The sequence below is a fragment of the Pseudomonas songnenensis genome (genome assembly GCF_003696315.1).
GTDB lineage: Bacteria > Pseudomonadota > Gammaproteobacteria > Pseudomonadales > Pseudomonadaceae > Stutzerimonas > Stutzerimonas songnenensis.
Window position 1 is genome coordinate 106,467 of record NZ_RFFN01000004.1, and the last position, 18,953, is coordinate 125,419.

Genomic DNA, 18,953 nt, shown 5'->3' on the forward strand with positions numbered 1-18,953 from the left:
GCCGCGCCTCACTGGCGCGGCTTCTGGAGATGAAATGATGCTCAAACAACTTCGTCCGGCGTTCGTCCTGCTGGTCCTGATGACCCTGATCACAGGGGGCGCTTATCCGCTGCTGGTCACGGCTGTGGCGCAGCTCGCCTTTGCCGAACAGGCCAACGGCAGCCTCGTTCGTGATGCCAGCGGCCAGGTGCGTGGCAGCAGCCTGCTGGCCCAGCGTTTCGAAGGCGTGCAGTGGTTCCATCCGCGCCCCTCGGCGGGGGACTACGAGACGGTGGCCAGCGGTGCCAGCAACCTGGCACCCAGTAACCCGGAACTGGCGGATCAGGTCCGTGCGCGGGTAATCGAATGGGCTGGCAGCCCTACGAAGCCGGTGCCCATGGAGTTGGTGACGACTTCGGCCAGTGGGCTCGACCCACACCTGACCCTGGCTGCCGCCCGTTTCCAGGCCTCACGGGTGGCGGCGGCTCGGGGCATCCAGCCCGAGCGTCTGGAGCGCTTGCTGATCGAACACCTGGAAGCCCCTCTGGTGGGACCCGCTGTGGTCAACGTGCTGGCTCTGAATCTTGCATTGGCTGACAATCGCCTGCCTGCCCCCAGCGAGTGATGTGAATGAGCGATGCCCTGCGCGCGGATGCGCTGCTCGACGATGTACCAAGGGAAGGCCGCGGGCGTCTCAAGGTTTTCCTCGGAGCCGCACCCGGGGTCGGCAAGACCTATGCGATGCTGCAGGCCGCACAGCGCCAGAAGCGGCTTGGGTGTGACCTGCGTGTGGGTGTGGTCGAAACCCACGGCAGGGCTGAAACCGAAGCGATGCTCGTTGGCCTGCCCGAGCAGCCGCTGATCCGCAGTGAGTATCGCGGCATCACCCTGGCCGAGATGGACCTCGACGGGCTGCTGGCGGCGCGGCCGCGTGTGGTGCTGGTGGATGAACTGGCCCATAGCAACGCGCCTGGCAGTCGCCACAGCAAACGTTGGCAGGACGTGCTGGAACTGCTCGAAGCAGGCATCGACGTCTACACCACGGTCAATGTCCAGCATCTGGAAAGCCTGAACGATCAGGTCCGTGCGATCACCGGCATACAGGTCCGGGAAACCGTCCCGGACTGGATCCTGCAGGAAGCGGACGACATCCTGCTGATCGACCTGCCGCCGCGCGAGCTGCTGGAACGCTTGCGCGAAGGCAAGGTTTACGTGCCCGATCAGGCCAGGGCGGCCATTGATGCATTCTTCACGCAGACCAACCTGACAGCCTTGCGTGAGCTGGCGATGCAGACTGCCGCCGCGCGGGTCGATGCCGAGCTGAACCGGCGTTACCGCTTGCAGGGGCAGTCGGCGCCGGCCGTTCGTGGTCGCCTGCTGGTCGGTATCCACGGTAACGATGCAGCCGAAGGACTGGTACGGCATGCCGCACGCGTTGCGGAGCGCAGGCACCTGCCGTGGTCGGTCGTGTATGTGAACACCGGTGCGAATCGTGGCGAGACAGAGCTCGCTCATCTGCAAGCGGCTCAGCAGCTGGCAGAGCGGCTGGGCGGTGAGGTGGTGGAGCTGCGCGGGGAACGGGTAGCGCGAACACTGATCGACCACGCCTACGAGCGCCGCGCTACGTTGCTGCTGGTCGGACGTAGCGGAGCACGACGGGGCCTGAAACGCTTGTTCATGCGTTCGGTCGCCGAGCAGCTCATCGCGGCAGGTCAGGGGCTGGAAGTCAGTATTCTCGACCAGCAGCGCACGCCCTCGCGCAGGGTCGGCGAGGCGAGGCGGGCAGCGGACTGGCGCACCTACCTGCTGGCGCTGTTGGCGACCCTGGTGGCGACCGGCGCCGCGCTGGTGCTGTCGCGCTACCTCGCGCTACCCAACATCTCTCTGGTCTTTCTCGCAGCGGTACTGGTCGTGGCCGTGCGCAGTAGCCTCGGCCCGGCGCTGGCCTGCGCGGGATTGTCGTTTCTGTTCTACGACTTTCTGTTCATCCCGCCGACCTTCACCTTTATCGTGGCGCGCCAGGAAGATGTGCTGACGCTGTTGTTCTTCCTGTTGATGGCAGTCCTGGCCGGCAATCTCGCCAGTCGCCAGCGCCGTCAGCTGCAGTCCCTGCGGCAGGCTCAGGCGCAGACCACGGCGCTGCTCGACCTTTCCCGGCGGCTCAGCGCTGCGACGGATGTACAGGCGGTCTGCGCCGTTGCGGTTCACCAGCTGCAGTTGTTGCCGGATATCGAGGCTGTGGTGGCTATGCGGACGAAGAAGGCCGAGTGGTCGTTCAAGGGCGGTGCTCTGCCTGATCTGAACGACCAGGCGCTGGCGGCGGCCGAGTGGGCCTGGAAACACGGGCAGCCCGCGGGGCAGGGGACCGATACCTTGCCTGGCGGACAGTGGTGGTGGCTGCCGCTCAGCGGAGATGGGCAATCGCTGGGCTTGCTGGGCATTCAGCCGCTAGCCGGGACGCAGCTGCCGCCGCCCAAACGTCGGCTGATAACCGCCCTGGCCCAGCCGCTAGCCCAGGCGCTGGGCCGTGCGACGCTTGCCGATGAACTGGAAGCGGCCCGCCTGCATGGCCAGAACGAGGAGCTGCGCAGCGCCTTGCTGGCTTCCGTCTCGCACGATCTGCGCACACCACTGACCGCCATGCGCGGGTCCATCGACTGCCTGGCCAGTCTGGGGTCGGGCATGAGTGAGACCGACCGGAAGGAACTTCTGGAAACCACACGGGACGAAGCGGAGCGGCTGGATCGTTATATCCAGAACCTGCTGGACATGACACGTCTGGGGCATGGCGGGCTCAAGCTGATCCGCGACTGGGTGACGCCGGCCGACATTGTCGCCAGTGCCCTGCAACGCCTGCAGCGGGTCCTGGCTGGGCTCCAGGTCACAGTGCGGATTCCCGATCGGCTGCCGCTGCTTTATGTCCACGCGGCGCTGATCGAGCAGGCGCTGATCAACGTACTGGAGAACGCTGCGCGCTTTTCCTCGCCGGGCGGGTGCGTGGAAGTGGAAATTGCAGCGGACAGCAACAGGTTGCGTTTCATCGTCAGGGACGAGGGGCCCGGCATTCCCGAAGCGGAGCGAGAGAAGATCTTCGACATGTTCTACACGGCTGCACGGGGCGATCGGGGCGGTCCGGGCACCGGGCTGGGCCTCGCCATCTGCCAAGGCATGATCGGCGCTCATGGCGGGCGCGTACTGGTTGATGATGGGCTCAATGATCGAGGCGCAAGCGTGATCCTGGAACTGCCGCTATCGCCGCAGCCGGAAATGGAGGAAGGTCTTTCGTGAGTGGCGAATCGGCAAGTGTTCTGATCATCGACGATGAGCCGCAGATCCGGAAATTCCTTCGTATCAGCCTTGCCTCGCAAGGCTATCGGGTGGTCGAGGGCGTCGATGGCCGTGATGGTCTGACCCGTGCGGCGCTCGAGCGGCCGGATCTGGTGGTGCTGGACCTTGGCCTGCCTGACATGGACGGCCAGGTCGTGTTGAGCGAGCTGCGCGGTTGGAGCCAGGTACCGGTGATTGTGTTGTCGGTACGCTCCAGTGAGGCGGAAAAGGTCAGGGCACTCGATGCTGGCGCAAATGACTACGTCACCAAGCCATTCGGTATTCAGGAATTTCTCGCCCGGGTGCGTGGGCTGTTGCGTCAATCCACGGTTCCTGCGAGCACGGCAGCCCAGGTGATTGCAGGCGCCCTGTGCATAGACTTCGCGTTCAGACGGGTCAGCCTGGACGACCAGGCCGTGAGCCTGACGCGCAAGGAGTATGCGGTGCTAGCGGAGCTGGCCCGTCACGCTGGTCGGGTGGTGACACAGCAGCATTTATTGAAGGAAATATGGGGGCCGTCCCACGGAGGCGACAGTCACTATCTGCGTGTCGTTATCGGGCACCTGCGGCGCAAGCTTGGCGATGATCCGGCTGCGCCGCGCTTTATCGTGACCGAGCCCGGGGTCGGGTATCGCCTGGTCTCGAACGCATGACGCGCGCACCTGAGCAGTACCTCATCGCTGCCAGAGAATGAGCGGCAGCTCCAGCGGCACGGCGAGGCCCAGCTCGGGGCTGGGGACCACCCGTGCCGTGTAGTCGGCTACAGGGCGTCGGGTGCTCAGCTCGGTCCGGAAGCTGGCGTAGGCGCCTTCGTGGTGCTGAAGTTTCAGCGTGTGGACGGTAGCTGGCTCGTTCCCTCGTGATTCGGCGAGCAGCTGCACGGCAATCTGCTCTGGTTCGATTCGGCCGAGGTGCAGACGGGCGCCGATGCGGTAGGTGTCGCCCTCGGCCTGCCATTCAATCTGCTCGAAGGCCAGCTCGTGCCAATAGCTGCGCAGGCTGGTGATTCGGCGCGACGTGTGTATGGCCAGCGCAGAGCCGTCCGCGCAGCGTTGTCGGTAGGCACTGGCCAGCGGCAGGTAATAACGCTCGGTGTACTCGCGCACTGTGCGATCGGCGGAAAAGCGCTCTACCAGCTCGCTCATGCTGCGGCGCATGCGTTTTACCCAGGCGGTCGGGATATGTTGCTCATCACGCCTGTAGAAGCAGGGCACCACCTGCTCTTCGAGCAGCCGATAAAGCTGTTCGGCGTCAGCCGCATCATGTTCGGGTTCATGCTCCAGGCCATCGCCGACGGCCCAGCCGAGATCGGCGGCATAGGCTTCAGCCCACCAGCCGTCGAGCTGCGAGAGGTTCAGCCCGCCGTTAGCCAGGACCTTCATGCCACTGGTACCGCTGGCTTCCCAGGGGCGGCGCGGTGTGTTCAGCCAGACATCGACGCCTTGCACCATATGCCGGGCAATACGCATGTCGTAATCCTCGAGAAATACCACGCGCCCGGCGATATCGGCTCTGGCGGCGAACCGTTGCCATTCGCTGAGCAGCGCTTGTCCGGCGCGGTCGGCAGGGTGAGCCTTGCCAGCCACCAGCAGCTGCACCGGATAAGCGGGATGGGTGAGGATGGCTGCCAGTCGCTCCGGGTCCTGCAGCAGCAGGTTGGGGCGCTTGTAGCTGGCGAAGCGCCGGGCGAAACCCAGCGTCAAACGCTCGGGATGCAGGCGCGAGCCGGCGACTTCGATTTCCGCTGGCGACGCACCGTGCACCGCGAGGCTGCGGGCCAGATGGCTGCGCACGAAACCGAGCAGTTCGTTGCGCGCATGCTGGCGGATCTGCCACAGCCAGCGGTCGTCGACCTGGGCAAGCAGTTCGTCCACCGAGGATTCACCGGTGCCGCGCCAGGGAATCTCGTCACCGTGCAATTCATACCAGTGCGCTTCGGCGTCCGGTGAAACCCAGGTCGGCAGGTGGATGCCGTTGGTGACATGGCCGACAGGTACGGATTCGACCGGCCAGCGCGGGTACAGCTCGCGAAAGATGTAGCGGCTGGTGCGGCCATGCAGCTGACTGACGGCGTTGACCGCGCCGGCACCGCGCGTGGCCAGGTAGGCCATGTTGAATGGCTCGTGCGGGTCTTGCGGCTGTTTGCGCCCCATCGCCAGCAATGCCTGCAGGGAAATGCCCAGTTCGTACTCGGCATAGCGCTCCAGGTATTTGCTCACCAGCTCCGGCGGAAAACGATCGAAACCGGCTTCGACAGGGGTGTGGGTCGTAAACAGATTGCCGGCGCGCGTTGCGTTGAGCGCGACGGAGAAGGAGACACGCTCTCGGGCCATATGGCTGCGCGCGCGCTCCAGCACCGCAAACGCGGCGTGACCGTCGTTCAGGTGAAGCACATCAGGACGCAGCCCTGCGGCCTCGAGCAAACGCCAGCCGCCGATGCCCAGAACCAGTTCCTGACGCAGGCGCATTTCGTTGTCACCGCCGTAGAGTTCGCTGGCGATCAGTCGTGCTATGGGTGGGTTTGCCGGATCGTTGGTGTCCAGCAACAGCAGGCGGTTGAGGCCGACCGTTGCCTGCCAGCCGCGCAGCCAGATCTGCAGGCCGGGGAGCTGAACGGCCAACCGCAGCGGGGCGCCGTCTGCATCGAGCAGCGGTTCGATGGGCATCTGTCGTGTGTCGTTGACCGGGTACAGGGCCTGCTGGTGGCCGTCCGGTCCGATGCTCTGGCGGAAATAGCCGTGCTGCCAGAGCATGCCCACCGCGGTAACCGGAACACCGAGATCACCGGCCGCCTTGAGCTGGTCGCCAGCGACATTGCCGAGCCCACCGGAATAGATCGGCAGCGCTTCGCTGAGCATGTACTCCATGGAGAAATAGGCGACCCGCGCGAGCGTTTCGCCGTAATGCTGGCTGGCGAACCATGTCGGCCGTTCCAGGCGTGCCTGCTGCGCCTCGACGATGCCCTCCACCAAGCGATGGCATTCAGCGCGTTGCAGCAGGGCCTCCAGTCTCTGCTCCGGCACCGTGCTGAGAATCAGGCTGGGGTTGCGCGTCAGCTGCCACAGGTCGTTATCGATCAGCTGCCAGAGGTCATCGTTCTGGCTGGTCCAGCGGATGGACTGGTCGAAGGCGAGCCGACGCAGGGTTTCCGGTGTGATGGCGGGGCGTTCGGTGGCGGGAGTCAATGCAGTCTCTCTTTGCAGAACCGGGAAAAGCCATGCCGTCCAGCATAGCGTTCCCTGTTGCGGCTGGCCCGGGCTGCGCGGCTCAGCGCCGCGGCTCGGTATCCGGTTGCGGTACATCGCTCGGGGTTACGGGTTCCTCGTCGATGGTTTGCTCGGCCTGCTGTTGGTCCCCGCGGTCGGCTTCGAGGCCGTGTTGCTGCCGAGTGTGCTTGGGGTCGTACTGCAGTTCGATGAATACCGGGAAGTGGTCGGAGCCGATATCCGGCAGGCGCAGCAGGCGGATGAAGCGAAAATGCGCGCTGTGGAAGAAATGGTCCAGTGGCCAGCGCAGGAACCAGTGATGGGCATGGAAGGTGTTGTACATGCCGCGGCCGACCCGCGGATCGAGCAGGCCACTGATCTTGCGAAACAGCCGGGTGGTTGGCGCCCAGGCCACATCGTTGAGGTCACCGGTGACGATGATCGGGTCAGCATTGCCCTGAACGCTTCGGGCAACGACCAGCAGCTCGACATCACGCTCGGTGGATTCCTCGTTCTCGGTCGGGCTGGGCGGCGCAGGGTGCAGGAAGTGCATGCGCACTGCGAGCTCGTCGCTGACGCGAACCCGGGCATGCATCGACGGCACGTCGTCTTCGACCAGAAAACACAGCTCCGGCTCCTCCAATGGCAGGCGCGAGTAGACGTGCATGCCGTAGAGGTTGTCCTGCGGACAGCGGATGCTGTGCGGATATTCAGCGGCCAGCTGATCGAGCTGTGTTTCCCACCACTGGTCGGTCTCGAGCGTCACCAGGACATCGGGGCGGTACTCGCGGACCAGCGCCAACAGGCGATCGGACGTTCTGTTCGGCCCCAGCACGTTGGAGGCCATCACCCGAATGCGTGGGCCCGGCGCATCGGGTGCGGCGCGCAGCACTTCGTTGCGCCAGAAGCGGGTGTAGGGCGCGATCCACCAGAGCTGATAGGCCAGGCAGGCTGCCGTCAGGGCCGAAAGCAGAAAGGGCCAGGCCTGACGGTAGTCGAGCAGCCCCGCTTGTGCGATCAGCAGGGCGATCAGCAGCGTGCCGAGCTGCAGTCGTGGAAACTCCCAGACGCGCACCCACCAGGCGCGATGCCGCCACAGCGGCAGGAGCGTGACGAGCACAAAGAATCCTGTAGTGACCAGCAATATCCCTTCGAGCATGACGTTTCCCATGGCGGCCGATCGGTTCGGCAGATGCCCTTGCGCTGCGGATGGAGCAAGGACCGAGGCATTCGACAGGCAAACAGGCAAAGCTGCTCAAAGGAAAGCGGATGATCATGTTCACGTCAGGCTGGGTGCGGCGAGCGACTGGCCAGGTGGCCAGCCGCATCGCCGTTGCGGAGTCACTTGTCGGCAGACAGCATGCCGCTGGTCAGTGCCGGCAGGTGCTCCGGCTGACAGAGGGTGTTCTGGCCCTGCAGATAAGGCAGCAGGATCGGTGCCATGCCCTTGAGCGTCTGCACCGGCAGCGCCGAGGTGAACCGGAAGCTGTCGGCGCCGCGCCCTGGCACATAGGCCGTCAATGTGCCGAAGTGACGGGGCCCGAGATAGAAGACGAACGTCGCCGTGCGGTTCAGTGCCAGCGAGCTGATCAGCCGTCCCCCGGAACCGACGCTCTGGATGCGGTTGTCGCCCGTGCCGGTCTTGCCGCCTACACGCAAGGCGCTGCCGTCCTCCTGCACGAAGCTGCCCTGCAGGCGTCGCGCCGTGCCACCTTCGACCACATTGGCCAGCGCATCCTGCAGCGCGCGCGCGACCTCGACCGGCATCACCCGCTTGCCGTCGCCCGCGACAAAGCCCATGCGCGTCTCGTAGGGGGTGCCTTCGGCGAAGTGCAGGTTGTCGATGCGCACGCTGGGCAGGCGGATACCGTCGTTGAGGATGATGCCCATCAGCTCGGCCAGCGCGGCCGGCCGATCACCGGAGCTGCCCAGGGCCGTGGCAAGCGAAGGCACCAAGTTGTCGAACGGATAGCCCAGCCGTTGCCAGCGCCGGTGAATGTCGGTGAAGGCCTCGACCTCCAGCATGATGCGAATCCGGCTGTCACGCGCGCTCTTGTGCCGGCTGCGGAACAGCCAGCCATAGACTTCCTGGCGTTCGGCGCGGCTATCGGCAACCACTTCGGACAGCGTCGCCTGCGGGTTGGCGATCAGGTAGCCCAGCAGCCAGAGGTCCAGCGGGTGCGTGCGGGCGATGTAGGCCTGATCGGGCAAGCTGTAGGCGCCAGGGCCGTAGCGCGTGTAAAGCGCATCCAGCTGCTTCTCGTTCAGGTCGGTGTCTGGCAGATGTTGTTTTAGGAAGCGATCGAACACCGGCCGCTCGGCATCGGGCATCAGATAGCGGTGCACCGCGGCCAGGCGTACCGGCGTCGGCCGCATGCCCTGCAGGAAGGTCTCGATGCGCTGCTCGGCTGTCTTGTTGCGATACTTCTTCCAGAAGCGCTGCAGGAACACCGATCCCTCACGGTCGGCGAAGCGGGTCAGGTATTCCTGGCGACGCGGGTCCTTGTCATCGTTCAGCAATTCGGCACTGTTGATGGTTTCATGGGTGCTGTAGCTGACCAGGTCACGCATCAGGCGCACGAACGGCAGGTTGATCGACTCGCGCAGGGACTCGCGCACCGTGGGAATGCGACCATCGTCCTCGCGGCGGAAGTTGCCGAAACGGTGCATGCCGGCGCCGGTGAAGAAGCGTTCGGCAGGGCTGGCCGAATAGCGGCGCTCCAGCGCCGCGTCGAGCATCCGATCCAGGCTGCGGTCGCTGTGCGTGGCCAGGTAATCGATGGCCCAGCGGCTGAGGTTGGCCTTGGCGTCGATCTTGCGCAGCTCGGCCGGGGTGAGGTCCGAGTAGCGCTGATGCAGCTCGGCGATGACTTCAAGGTAGGTCGTCAGCACGCGCAACTTGGCGGTCGAGCCCAGCTCCAGCTTGCTGCCCTCGTTGATGTCGAATGGCTGGTTGGTGTTGTCGGTCTGCACGCGCACGCGGAAGCCTTCTTCGCCACGCTCGAACAGCGTAAAGCTGTAGCGCACATCGGCGGTTTTCTCCGGCGACAGCATGCGGTCGCCGAACAGCCCCACCGTTTCGGCAAATGCGGGATCGGCCAGACGCACCAGGTATTCGCTGATCTGCGCCTGCAGATCGCCCTGCAGCGGGGTGCTGGCGGTCAGATCCAGCCGGTCCAGGTCGTATAGCGGCAGGCCCAGCAACCCGGCCAGGCGCATGCGTGCCACGGTGATGCCCTTGGTGGCGTCCACGGTTTGAATCGCCGAATCGCGATTCGGGCTGCGCGCGACGATACGTTGATTCAGCGCTGCATCGCGCAGGTTCGCATCGATGATGCCGCCGTTGGCCAACAGGCGGATGTGGCTGTCGGTCAGCGCTGCCATTTCCTCGCGGCCGGCGCCCAGGTAGTAGGACGGCCGCCGCTGGGCGATCAGCAGGGACAGCACCTGACGCAGCGCCAGGCCTCGGGCCTGCGGGTCGACATCATCGCCGCTGCGTGGATCGAGCAGGCGATTGAACTCGCGGAAATCGGCGCCGAACCACAGGCGCAGGCCGTCGGCAATGCCGTGCACTTCGCCATGCCCCGGCGCGGCCGACAGTGGCACGCTGTTGAGATAATCGCGCACGATGCGCTGGCGCGTGGCAAGCGTCTGAGGGCCTTCACGGTAGGTACGCACACTGGCGGAAACCATCTGCCGGATCTTCTCCTGCGGGTCGCCGGTGCGACCTTCCGGGGAGTGCCGGTATTTTTCCACCTGCGTGGCCAGGGTGCTGCCGCCAGCCGCCTGGCCGCCCAGGCCGAGACGTTTTTCCAGCTGGCTGATCGCCGCCTTGGTAAAACGCGGCCAGTCCACCGCCGGGTTGGCGTTGGGGCGGTCGGTATCCAGCAGCCCGCGGTCCTCGATGAACAACAGGCTCATCACCACCAGCGGCGGGATGTCCTCGAAGCGCTCGTAGTACTGCCGCGGGTAGCTGTTGGTGTACAGCGGTGCACCGCGGCAATCATTGATCGTCAGCCCGGCCTTGGACTCTTCAGGGTAGGGCGGGAAAAATCCACGGCTTGTGTAATCCAGCAACGCTCGCGAAAAGCGCGCCTGTTCCTCGACGCGGAAGTTGCGCTGCGACAGCTGCTCGATGAAGCGCGGCAGGTCCACGTAACCTAGCCGGCGATCGAACGGGCCGTCTTCGGGAAACTGGATGCGCGGGCTCGGCCCCGGCATGACGGTGTAATCCAGGTCAGCCGCATAGCGACTTAACCAATGGGATTGCCACCGGGAGCTTTCCAGCTCCTGCCAGCCAAGGTAACCGCCGCCAGCGAGCAGTGAAACGCCGACAAGCAGCGCCAACCGGCGCGCCACCTTGCGGCGACCTTTAGCTGTTTTGCGGGATGGTTTAGGGGTGGGGGCGCGCTTGTTACGCCCATCCTGGGATGTCTTGTCGGACCGCCATACTGCGCCCATGTGTGCCTGGCTTCCTAGCAGTTCTCTGCGACAAGCATAGTCGGCGCGCAAGGCTTAAGCGATGCCCGTTTGACGAACGGAACGGCTCAAGAATGCGATTGCTCGGGCTGTGGTTGCCTGCCATTGCCATCGCTCGCTACCGTAGCGCGGGTCAGCAACGAACCGATGGACGCCGGACGATGGCGCAACGCACATGAGCGACAAGGATTGGGTCAGGCGCCCGTACGAACCGGGGCGGCTCGAGCGGCTGGAGGCCTATTTCGCCGGTTACGGATTCGCCCCTCACCGCCACGACACCTATGCCATCGGCTGTACGCTGGCGGGCCTGCATCGTTTCAACTACCGCAAGTGCGCGCGCCACAGCCTGCCGGGCGACACTTTCGTGCTGCATCCGGACGAGCTGCACGACGGCGAGGCCGGCAACGAGGCAGGGTTCCGCTACCGCATCGTCTACATCGAGCCCGCCTTGTTGCAGGGCCCGCTGGGCGGCCAGCCGCTGCCTTTCATTGACGAAGGCGTATCCCGCGATCCGCGCCTGCAACGAGCCGTAGGTAGCCTGCTGCAGTGTCTGGACAGGCCACTCGAGGTGCTGGAGGAGCAGGACGCGCTATACGATCTCGCTCAGGTAATGGCTGCGATCGCCGGGACAAAGGGCCGGCGACGCAGCGTCGATTTCCGCGCGGCCGAGCGGGCCCGGGATTACATCCACGACTTACTGACGCAGCCCATCAGTCTCGCTGAGCTGGAGCGTATCTCAGGCCGCGATCGCTGGAGCCTGTCACGGGACTTTCGGGCACTGTTCGGCACCAGCCCCTATCGCTATCTGACGCTGCGTCGGCTCGATCTGGTCCGCCGCCTGCTGCTAGGAGCAATCTCGCCCAGCGAGGCGGCGCTGATCGCCGGTTTCAACGATCAGAGCCACATGAGCCGCCAGTTCAAACAGGCCTACGGCCTGTCGCCCGGGCATTGGCTGCGGCTGATCCGCCAACCCTGAGCCACATCGCCTGCACGATCGTGCAAGACGCTTCCACGCGGCGCGGCCGAGACTGGACGAAACAGGCTTGTGCAGCGGGGTTTCAGGTGTGACAGGGGCAATTGAGGATTTCGATCGACTGCAGGGGCGCCGTGCGGCGAGTCTGGCTGCCTATAGACGTGCAATGCCGGCCGCGCTTTCGGTCATGCCGGTGGGCATGCTGTTCGGCATATTGGCGGCGCGTTCCGATTGGTCGTGGTGGGAGGTGCTGCTGGTGGGTTTGCTCGGCTTTACCGGCAGTGGTCAGTTTGCCGCTTTGCCGCTCAGCGAGGGCGGTGCAGGCTTTCTCACCCTCCTGCTGGTCACGGCCTCGATCAACAGCCGCTACGTGCCCATGGCGCTCACCACGGTAGACCGCCTGCCGGAACGAGCGCTGGATCGCGCCTGCTGCGCGCACATGCTCGGCGACGAGGCGTACGCCAGCGAGCGCGACGACGATGGGCCCGGCGTGGTGCTGCGCGTGCGCCTGATGATTTTCCTCGCCTGGGTGCTGACCGGCGTGCTGGGCGCGTGGCTGAGCCAAGCGCTACCTGCAGCCTGGCTCGGCGACGATCTGAATCTCGCCTTCCCGGCGAGTGCAGTGTTGCTGTACCTGGCGGTGTCGCAGCTCAGGAGCCGGATCGGTTCATTGCAGCACGATCGGCAGGTTGCATTGATGCGAATCGCGTTCGTTGCAGCAGGGGCAGGCGGGCTGATTCTGCTGCTCGGGCCGGTGTATTTCTGGGTCCCCGGTGTGCTGCTGGCGACCTGGCTGCTGGGCAGGAGCCGGCCATGAACGATGCAGCCCTGGCCGCCCTTGCGGCGCTTTCCACTACCAGCGTGCTGGTGCGCATCGTGCCCGCCTTCGTTCGCCTATCGTTGAGCGAACGGGGGCTGCACCTGGTCGGGCAGGTGATGCCGATGGCGGTTTTCATCAATCTCGCCGTTTATGTCGTCTACAGCGAGATCGGCCGCTCACCCCTGGCGGGCGGGCTGGCGCTGATGATCGTCGCGGTGCTGGCCTTGAAGGGTCGCATCGGGTTGATGGGCAGCACGCTGCTGGCGGCTGCCATCTACTATCTGCTGGGTAGCTACCTGCCCTGAGCGTCTCAGAACCAGCGATCGTTGCGTTTGCGACCACGGGTCAGCGTTGGCAGGATCAGGCCCACCAGCAGCCCGGCGCCGGCGATGCTGCCGCCGTAGACCATGTATTGCATCAGCACTTGCTTGTTCTCGTCGCCCAGGCGCGCCTGGGTGGCGCGCAGCTCCGAGCGGGCTTCGGTCAGTTCGGTTTCGAGGGCGACGCGGCGCGCGTCCAGCTCGTCGATCAGCGCTTTGCGCGAATCCAGGGTTTCCTGCATCCCTTGCACGCGTACCTTCCAGCTGTCGTCGATAGTCTTGAGTTCTTCACTCAGTTCGGCGACCTGCTGTTCGAGCTGCGGCAGGCGTTCGGCCTGGCCGGGTACTTCCTGCAGTTCCTTGCTGGGAATCCAGACGTTGCTGCCGGATTCCGAGCGTACCTGGCTGTAATCGCCCTGGGTGCTGATCAACTCGACCTTCTGTCCCGAGGTCAAGGTGCCGACGATGCGGTAGCCATCGGTAGGGCCGCTGCGCACGAAGGTATTCAGGCTGTCGCTGACCCAGCGGGTGTTGCTGGAGGGTTCCTGAGCATTTACCGGGCCTGCCATGAGCAAGGCGCCAAACACGCCGGCGCCGATGAGCTGGCGCGACCTGGAACGAGCGAGACGGGAGAGCAAGGCAGAAAGATGAAGAGATATGGACATGAAAAGTTCGCGTTATTGGAAGAACGATAAGCCCATGGGTGAGGGCGGTGGGTCGGCGGTATCCGGTGGATGATTGGCGGATACCCGACGGCGGGTACGGGCGGGCGAACCCGCTGGCCGCAACGACGAGCCCAGCGTGCAAACGGCACGAAAAGCATGGCGCTCCATAGCGGCGCATCAGCTGACTGACAGTCTTGCCGGGGGAAAGTTCAGGGTGGGCTGCGCGTGACAACAGGGGCTCATCGCTGGCAAGCGATGCCCACCGTGACGCGGCGAAAAGCTGTGAGGCAGGCAGCATGTGCTAGGCAACCGGTGTCTGGCTTGCAGGCCCGAGGCAACCCGCTGTGCCTCGGCTGGCGCTGGCGCAAGTGCAAAATCTCGACAATTCTGCTCTGATTGCCGGCACATTACGTCAAGGGTATGGGTCCACTCCTACTCAAAACGTCGGAAGAGGGAAGCGGCTCTGGAAAACCTTACTCGAGAGGAGCTGATGGCGGAGGTGGTGCGCCTGCGCGCAGCGCTGGTTGACCGCTCCACGGAAGACACCCAGGTTCGTTATCGACTGGCCACCAACGTCACCAGTGATGCGGTCTGGGATTGGGACCTCGATGCCGATCGGGTGCTTTGGAACGATGCGCTGGAACAGGCGTACGGCCATTCGCTTGCGCATGTCGACAGCTCCGGGCAGTGGTGGCTGGATCATATTCACCCCGCGGATCGTGAGCGCATCCAGCGGTCGATTCATGCCGTGATCGACAGCGACGGCACCACCTGGACCGACGAGTATCGTTTTCGGCGTGTGGATGGCTCCTACGCGGACATCCTTGATCGCGGGCATGTGATCCGCACCGCGCAGGGTCGGGCGGTGCGGATGATCGGTGCGATGCTCGATCTGACGCGCGTTCGGGCCGCCGAGGCGGCGCTGCGTCAGAGCGAGGAGCGCTTCAGCGCCATTCTGGAAACCATCGAAGCAGCCTTCGCGATCGTGCAGGTCAAGTTCGACGCCGATGATCGCCCCGTCGATTATCGGTTCGTCGAGGTCAACCCGGCGTTCGAGCGCCAGGCCGGCGTGGACCTGCGGGGCAAGTGGGTAACCGAGTACGCGCCGGATCTGGAACAGTTCTGGTTCGACACCTATGGTCACGTTGCCAAAACCGGCGAGCCGGCGAACTTCGAGAGTTTCGCGTTGGCCTTCGAGCGCTGGTTCGATGTGCGGGCGGTTCGTGTCGGGGACCCCGCCGACCGAAGAATCGCCATTCTGTTCAACGACGTCACCCAGCGCCGCGACGCGGAAAATCGCCTGCGCATCAGCGAGGCGCTGGCGCGCGAAAACATCCAGCGCGTTCAGTTGGCGTTGGCCGCCGGCGCGATCATTGGCACCTGGAACTGGGACCTGCCGTCCAACCAGTTCACGGTGGACGACGGCTTCGCCCGCGCCTTCGGTCTCGATCCGACCCTCGGCCGTGAGGGGCTGAAGCTCGAGCAGATCATCGCAACGGTGCATCCCGAGGACAGGGAAGGTCTGATCGCTGCCATCGACGAAGTCATCGCCCGGGGCGGTGCTTACGCCCATCAATACAGGGTCCGTCGCGCCGATGGCCGGTACTACTGGATCGAGGCGAACGGTCGCGTCGACCACGCCCCGGACGGCACCGCGCTGAGTTTTCCCGGCGTATTGATCGATGTGGAGGACCGTCGCTCCATCGAAGCCGAGCGGGACCGCGCGACGGCGGCATTGCGCGCGCTCAACGAGACGCTGGAGCAACGTGTCGCCGAGCGCACGGCAGAGCTTATCCAGGCCGAGGAGAAGCTGCGCCAGTCGCAGAAAATGGAAGCGGTCGGCCAGCTGACCGGCGGCCTGGCGCACGACTTCAATAACCTGCTGGCGGGCATCAGCGGTGCGCTTGAATTGATGAGCATGAGGATTGCCCAGGGCCGGTTCAACGACATCGACAAGTACATGCTGTCGGCTCAGGGCGCGGCAAAGCGCGCTGCGGCGCTGACCCACCGCCTGCTCGCATTCTCTCGCCGGCAGACGCTCGATCCGCGCCCGGTCGACGTCAACCTGCTGGTGGAAGGCATGGCCGAGCTGATTCAACGCACGGTCGGGCCGAGCATTCGGCTGGAAACCATCAGCGTGCCGGATCTGTGGCCTGCATCGGTGGACCCCAGTCAGCTGGAAAACGCCATTCTCAACCTCTGCATCAACTCTCGCGATGCGATGCCGGACGGTGGTCGCATCACCATCGAGACGGCCAACCAGTGCCTGGACCCGGATGCGGCGCATGCAAATGATCTGCCGGCTGGCGAATACCTGTCGTTGACTGTCACCGATACAGGCACAGGGATGACGCCCGGTGTTATTGCCAAGGCATTCGATCCGTTCTTCACCACCAAGCCGATCGGAGAGGGCACCGGTCTCGGCCTGTCGATGATCTACGGCTTTGCCAAGCAGTCCGGCGGCCAGGTGCGTATCAGCTCGGAGGTCGGCCGAGGCACGTCGATGTGCATTTATCTGCCACGCCATCTGGGTGAGACGGGCATTGGCGTTGTGGCGCCGGCGCAGGCAGCTGCGGCACTGACCGGCTCCTGCGGGACGATCCTGATCGTCGATGACGAACCCACGGTGCGCCTGCTGCTGATGGATGTGCTCGGGGACCTGGGCTATACGCTGATCGAGGCTTCAGACAGCGTCGCCGGCCTGAAACTGCTGCAGTCGGATGTGAGCATCGACCTGCTGATCACCGATGTCGGCCTGCCTGGCGGAATGAACGGACGGCAGATGGCCGATGCCGGCCGGGAAGTCCGTCCCGGGCTGAAGACGCTGTTCATCACTGGCTATGCGGAAAGCGCGGCGCTGGGCAACAGTTCGCTGGGCGTCGGAATGCAGGTGCTGACCAAGCCGTTCTCGATCGACGTTCTTGCCGCTCGGGTGCTTGAACTGTTGCGGGGCTAGGGCTTTGGAGCAGGACTTCGCAGCCCGGTTGCCGGTTGAACAAACGAATGAATAGGCATAGCCTCCCGCTCCTGTTCGCGGACCGCCGGCCGGTTCGCTTCCATTTCTCGGATCTGTTGGCGCGGGTCGAATGAAATCATTGCTGCACCCAGGCAGGACCGTTGCTCTCGTTTTTCTGTTCGCCATCCTCTGTGGCACAGCGCTGCTCTCATTACCCATTGCCCACGCCAGTGGCGAGACCGGCCCGTTGCTCGCGGCCTTCTTCACCGCCGTCTCGGCGGTCTGCGTCACCGGTCTGGTGGTGGTCGATACGGGCACCTACTGGTCGACCTTCGGCCAGGTCGTGATCATGGCGCTGTTCCAGCTCGGTGGCTTCGGCATGATGACCCTGGCGACGCTGCTGGGCTTGCTGGTCAACCGATCGTTCCGCTTGCGTGCCAAGCTGGTCGCGCAGGCCGAGTCCCATGTGCTGGGGCTGGGTGATATCAGCAGCGTGGCGAAACTGGTGCTGGTCGTCACGCTGGTGATGGAGCTGGTGGTCATGCTGTTGCTGACCCTGCGCCTGCATCTGTCGTACGGCCTTGGCTGGGGCGAGGCCGCCTGGAGCGGCCTGTTCCATGCCGTATCGGCGTTCAACAACGCCGGTTTCTCCATCCACGGCGACGGCCTTGTGCGCTACGCCACCGATGGCTTCATCCTGCTGCCGGTCATGAGCGCCATCATCATCGGCGGCATCGGCTTTCCCGTTCTCAACGATCTGCGCCGGCGGTGGTCGGACCCGCGTCACTGGTCGCTGCACACCAAACTGACGCTGTCGGGGACGGCAGTGCTGCTGGTGGGCGGCTTCATGGCGGTGCTGCTGTTCGAGTGGTCCAATCCGGGCACGCTCGGTCCCATGGCCTGGGCCGACAAGCTTCTTTCGGCGGCCTTCGTTTCGGTATCGGCGCGTACGGCCGGCTTCAATGCGATCGATATCGGCGCGCTGACCCATGAAAGCTGGGCGTTGCACTATTTTCTGATGTTCATCGGCGGCGGCAGCGCCGGTACTGCCGGTGGAGTGAAGGTCGGAACCGTCGCCATCCTGGCGCTGCTGGTGATCGCCGAGATCCGCGGCAGGGCCGATAGCGAGGCATTCGGTCGCCGGGTCGGCAGTTCGGCCCAGCGCCAGGCGATCACCGTGCTGGTGCTGGGGAGCGCCATGGTCGTACTCGGCACACTGGTCATCCTGCGCGATACCGACATCCCTACCGATCAGGTGATCTTCGAAGTCATCTCCGCGTTCGGCACCGTCGGTCTGTCCACCGGTATCACCGCCGATCTGCCGGAGACCAGCCAGCTGATGCTGACGTTGCTCATGTACGTCGGCCGGGTCGGCACCATCACCCTGGCCGCCTCGCTCGCGCTGGGCGAGCACCGCATGCCTTACCGCTATCCGGAGGAACACCCAATTGTTGGCTAAATTGTTGTTTTCAGAGCAATTTTCGTTCTCCAAGGGCGACAGTGTGGTGGTCATCGGACTGGGGCGGTTCGGCAGCTCGGTGGCGCGCTCACTGACGCGCCTTGGCCATGACGTGATGGGTATCGATCAGGCCGCCGAGCCCGTGCATGCCTGGGCCGATCTGCTGACACATGCGGTACAGGCCGATTCCACCAATGTCATGGCCTTGCGTCAGCTCGGCGTTGCCGATTTCGCCCACGCCATCGTCGGCATTGGGTCCGACATGGCAGCGAGCCTGATGACCATCATGGCGCTCACGGAGCTCGGCATCAAAGACATCTGGGTCAAGGCGCTGACCTCAGAGCACGGGCAGATAGCGCTGCGTATCGGCGCGCACCATGTGGTTTATCCCGAGGCTGACATGGGCGAGCGCGTCGCGCACCTGATCACCGGGCGGATGATGGACTTCATCGAGTTCGACGACGGCTTCGCCATCGCCAAGATCCATGCGCCTGAGCGCATCCACAACAGCACCCTCGCTGCCGCCGGGGTGCGCGAGAAGTTCGGCGTGACCGTCGTCGGCCTCAAGCGGGCCAACCAGGATTTCCAGCACGCGACGCCCAGCACCCAGGTGCTGCCCGGCGATCTGCTGATCGTCTCGGGGCCGACCCATGACATCCAGCGTTTCGCCGGCCAGGGGCGCAAGGGAAGCTGAGCTGGTCTCCGTTAGTGCGGCGGTCCGGAGGCGACTACGCTTCTCGGGCGGTCGAGCCACGGCCGTGCGCCCGCT

General features: G+C 64.7%; 13 protein-coding genes. 9 read left to right on the forward strand and 4 right to left on the reverse strand.

The genetic code is table 11. The features are described from left to right. Positions 1-37 precede the first annotated feature (37 nt). From kdpC to EA798_RS12770, 3 genes are read left to right on the forward strand one after another with little or no spacing between them, the layout of a single operon-like run. Positions 38-604: a potassium-transporting ATPase subunit KdpC gene (kdpC, locus tag EA798_RS12760; RefSeq protein ID WP_122099342.1), complete on the forward strand. Its 567-nt coding sequence runs from the start codon at positions 38-40 to the stop codon at positions 602-604. Between the two features lie 5 nt (positions 605-609). Further along, complete coding sequence (locus EA798_RS12765) at positions 610-3,267, forward strand: sensor histidine kinase (RefSeq protein ID WP_122099191.1); 2,658 nt, start codon at positions 610-612, stop codon at positions 3,265-3,267. Continuing rightward, complete coding sequence (locus EA798_RS12770) at positions 3,264-3,959, forward strand: response regulator (RefSeq protein ID WP_122099192.1); 696 nt, start codon at positions 3,264-3,266, stop codon at positions 3,957-3,959. Before EA798_RS12765 ends, EA798_RS12770 begins: the two co-directional genes overlap by 4 nt. A gap of 21 nt (positions 3,960-3,980) precedes the next feature. Here EA798_RS12770 and glgP read toward each other — a convergent pair whose 3' ends face one another. The 3 genes from glgP to EA798_RS12785 form a co-directional block, all read right to left on the reverse strand. Then, on the reverse strand, positions 3,981-6,491 hold the full coding sequence (glgP, locus tag EA798_RS12775; RefSeq protein WP_122099193.1) for an alpha-glucan family phosphorylase: 2,511 nt from the start codon (positions 6,489-6,491) through the stop codon (positions 3,981-3,983). Positions 6,492-6,573: 82 nt separating this feature from the next. After that, the gene (locus EA798_RS12780; protein WP_122099194.1) at positions 6,574-7,683 is read right to left on the reverse strand and encodes an endonuclease/exonuclease/phosphatase family protein; all 1,110 of its coding nucleotides are present in this window, start codon (positions 7,681-7,683) and stop codon (positions 6,574-6,576) included. 170 nt (positions 7,684-7,853) lie between these two features. Next, positions 7,854-10,973, reverse strand: a complete 3,120-nt coding sequence (locus tag EA798_RS12785) for a transglycosylase domain-containing protein (protein WP_244221274.1) — start codon at positions 10,971-10,973, stop codon at positions 7,854-7,856. Positions 10,974-11,166: 193 nt separating this feature from the next. On the opposite strand from EA798_RS12785, the gene EA798_RS12790 reads away from it, so the two are divergent. The 3 genes from EA798_RS12790 to EA798_RS12800 all read left to right on the forward strand — a co-directional run bounded on the left by EA798_RS12790 (position 11,167) and on the right by EA798_RS12800 (position 13,089). After that, entirely contained in the window at positions 11,167-11,967 is an 801-nt protein-coding gene (locus tag EA798_RS12790) for an AraC family transcriptional regulator (RefSeq protein WP_122099196.1), read from the forward strand. 163 nt (positions 11,968-12,130) lie between these two features. Next, positions 12,131-12,781, forward strand: coding sequence for an AzlC family ABC transporter permease (locus tag EA798_RS12795; protein ID WP_122099197.1), 651 nt, complete (start codon positions 12,131-12,133; stop codon positions 12,779-12,781). Further along, complete coding sequence (locus EA798_RS12800; protein WP_122099198.1) at positions 12,778-13,089, forward strand: hypothetical protein; 312 nt, start codon at positions 12,778-12,780, stop codon at positions 13,087-13,089. The genes EA798_RS12795 and EA798_RS12800 overlap by 4 nt, the downstream gene beginning before the upstream one ends. 5 nt (positions 13,090-13,094) lie before the next feature. Here the strand turns inward: EA798_RS12800 and EA798_RS12805 are convergent, their stop codons facing one another. After that, on the reverse strand, positions 13,095-13,769 hold the full coding sequence (locus EA798_RS12805; RefSeq protein WP_106155051.1) for a TIGR04211 family SH3 domain-containing protein: 675 nt from the start codon (positions 13,767-13,769) through the stop codon (positions 13,095-13,097). Positions 13,770-14,259: 490 nt separating this feature from the next. Between EA798_RS12805 and EA798_RS12810 the strand changes: the two genes are divergently transcribed. The 3 genes from EA798_RS12810 to EA798_RS12820 all read left to right on the forward strand — a co-directional run bounded on the left by EA798_RS12810 (position 14,260) and on the right by EA798_RS12820 (position 18,878). Beyond that, on the forward strand, positions 14,260-16,725 hold the full coding sequence (locus EA798_RS12810; protein WP_122099199.1) for a PAS domain-containing protein: 2,466 nt from the start codon (positions 14,260-14,262) through the stop codon (positions 16,723-16,725). Between the two features lie 130 nt (positions 16,726-16,855). Further along, positions 16,856-18,184 (forward strand): TrkH family potassium uptake protein, encoded by a 1,329-nt coding sequence (locus tag EA798_RS12815; RefSeq protein WP_122099200.1) that lies wholly within the window; start codon positions 16,856-16,858, stop codon positions 18,182-18,184. Then, the gene (locus EA798_RS12820) at positions 18,174-18,878 is read left to right on the forward strand and encodes a potassium channel family protein (RefSeq protein WP_122099201.1); all 705 of its coding nucleotides are present in this window, start codon (positions 18,174-18,176) and stop codon (positions 18,876-18,878) included. Before EA798_RS12815 ends, EA798_RS12820 begins: the two co-directional genes overlap by 11 nt. Positions 18,879-18,953 lie beyond the last annotated feature (75 nt).

Coding starts and splice junctions, on each gene's coding strand:
- kdpC (WP_122099342.1), top strand. CDS start 38: ATGCTCAAACAACTTCGTCCGGCGTTCGTCCTGCTGGTCCTGATGACC.
- EA798_RS12765 (WP_122099191.1), top strand. CDS start 610: ATGAGCGATGCCCTGCGCGCGGATGCGCTGCTCGACGATGTACCAAGG.
- EA798_RS12780 (WP_122099194.1), bottom strand. CDS start 7,683: ATGGGAAACGTCATGCTCGAAGGGATATTGCTGGTCACTACAGGATTC.
- EA798_RS12785 (WP_244221274.1), bottom strand. CDS start 10,973: ATGGGCGCAGTATGGCGGTCCGACAAGACATCCCAGGATGGGCGTAAC.
- EA798_RS12790 (WP_122099196.1), top strand. CDS start 11,167: ATGAGCGACAAGGATTGGGTCAGGCGCCCGTACGAACCGGGGCGGCTC.
- EA798_RS12795 (WP_122099197.1), top strand. CDS start 12,131: ATGCCGGCCGCGCTTTCGGTCATGCCGGTGGGCATGCTGTTCGGCATA.
- EA798_RS12800 (WP_122099198.1), top strand. CDS start 12,778: ATGAACGATGCAGCCCTGGCCGCCCTTGCGGCGCTTTCCACTACCAGC.
- EA798_RS12805 (WP_106155051.1), bottom strand. CDS start 13,769: ATGTCCATATCTCTTCATCTTTCTGCCTTGCTCTCCCGTCTCGCTCGT.
- EA798_RS12810 (WP_122099199.1), top strand. CDS start 14,260: ATGGCGGAGGTGGTGCGCCTGCGCGCAGCGCTGGTTGACCGCTCCACG.
- EA798_RS12815 (WP_122099200.1), top strand. CDS start 16,856: ATGAAATCATTGCTGCACCCAGGCAGGACCGTTGCTCTCGTTTTTCTG.